1 protein-coding gene is annotated in these 2,141 nt (G+C 47.4%); it reads left to right on the forward strand.

Features of this window, described 5'->3' with window-relative positions; all coding sequences use genetic code 11:
- On the forward strand, positions 1-2,141 hold a 2,141-nt coding region (locus U0R11_RS13470), incomplete at both ends, for a beta strand repeat-containing protein (RefSeq protein ID WP_406752337.1).

The raw sequence follows: 2,141 nt of genomic DNA on the forward strand, positions 1-2,141 counted from the left end.
AGGAAGCTTCACGTTTACTCCAGCCACAGGTACGGCGGTAACGAGTGGAAGTATTACCATGAACGCGGGTTCTGCCAACCGTTTGGTGATCACTGGAACAGGTACACAAACCGCAGGTACTACACAATCAATTACGATCACCGCGAAAGACGCACAAGGAAATACGGTAACTACCTACACAGGAGCCAAGAGTTTAACGTTCTCAGGTGCAGCTAGTTCTTCTTCGCCTACCACAAATCCAACCGCAAATTCTACGGCATTTGGTACAGCAACATCCGTGACTTTCAGCAATGGAGTAGCCACGGCTACTTTAGGTCTTTACCATGCTGAATCAGCTATGGTGGCAGTTAATGATGGTTCGTTGGCAGCGGCTGGTTCTGATCGATTAAGCATTACGGTGGGATCATCCAGCTTGAGTAAATTTGCCTTGAATTTTAATTCCCCACAAAGTAGTGGAGTGGCATTTACAGGAACAAATACCATCACCGCACAGGATGCCTATGGCAATACCGTAACAGGTTTTGATGCATCTACGAATCATGTAACAATAACAGCTAGCTTAACAGGAAGTATTACAGGTTTATCTGGTACCAATAAATTAAGTGGAGCAGGGGATTTTGTGAGTGGTGTAGCTAATGTTGCCAGTGCTCTACTATTTACAGGTAATATAGGTAATGGAACATTTACCGCCACGGCAACAACTGGCGGTGCGACAGGATCAAGTTCTGTGACCATAGGAGCAGGCGCAGCCACTAAATTGATTATCACGGGAACAGGCACCCAAACAGCGGGAGCAAGCCAAACGATTACGATCACAGCCAAGGATGCGAGTGGCAACACGGCAACGGGTTATACAGGCATCAAGTCGATCACGTTCAGTGGAGCGAATGCTTCATCAAGTCCAACCACGAACCCAACGGTGGGGGGCACGAACGTTGGTACAGCCACGAGCGTGAGCTTCAGCAATGGAGTAGCCACAGCGAGCCTGAGCTTGTATCAAGTAGAATCAGCGGTCGTAGCAGCAACGGATGGAAGCATCAGCGCTGCAGGGGCTGACCGTTTGAGTGTAGCAGTAAGCGCAGGATCATTCAGTAAATTGGCCGTTAGCTTAACGAGTCCACAAGTGAGTGGAACATCCTTTAGTGGCACCAATAGCTTAACGGCCTTGGATGCTTATGGCAATACGGTAACAGGCTTTGATGCGAGTAGCAATAACATTACCGTAAGCACTAGCTTAAGCGGAGCCATCACTGGATTATCAGGCACGAATAAATTAAACAATGCTGGCGACTTTAGTAGTGGAGTAGCGAACTTAACGAGCTTAGGCTTGACGTTCACAGGAACGATAGGATCAGGAACCTTCACCTTTACGCCTGTATCAGGAACAGCAGCTACAAGTTCTAGTGTAACCATCAACGCTGGAGCAGCGACTAAATTAGTAGTGACAGGTTCAGCGACTCAGACAGCAGGAACTAGTAATTCGATAACGATTACAGCCAAAGATGCAAGTGGAAATACGGTAACGGGTTATACAGGTTCTAAGAACTTAACTTTCTCAGGAGCAACGAGCTCAACAGCGCCAGTTACAACACCTAAGGTAACCAATACCGCAGCAGCGGATATTGCATTTGGAACCACCACCGCCTTGACTTTTGCTTCGGGAGCTGTGACGACCAACATGAAGTTATACAACGTGGAATCAGCTGTTGTGGCTGTGACCGACGGAAGTATTTCAGCCTCAGGTTCCGATCGCTTGAGCGTAGCTGTAAGCCCAGCGGCATTTAGCAAATTAGCCTTGAGCTTAGTAGGACCACAGATTAATGCAGTAGCGTTTACGGGTACGAATACCTTAACAGCCTTGGATGCTTATGGCAATACGGTAACAGGCTTTGATGCAAGTGCGAATAACATCACGGTAACAACGACAGGCTTAACGGGTAGCATAACAGGATTATCAGGAACCGATAAATTGAACAATGCTGGCGACTTTACATCCGGCGTAGCGAACTTAACGAGCTTAGGCTTGAAGTACACAGGAACAGTAGGTTCAGGAAGCTTCACGTTTACTCCAGCCACAGGTACGGCGGTAACGAGTGGAAGTATCGATATCAATAGTGGATCGGCCAATAAGTTTGTGATTA

The sequence above is a fragment of the Aquirufa salirivi genome, assembly GCF_045310485.1.
Taxonomy (GTDB): Bacteria; Bacteroidota; Bacteroidia; order Cytophagales; family Spirosomataceae; genus Aquirufa; species Aquirufa salirivi.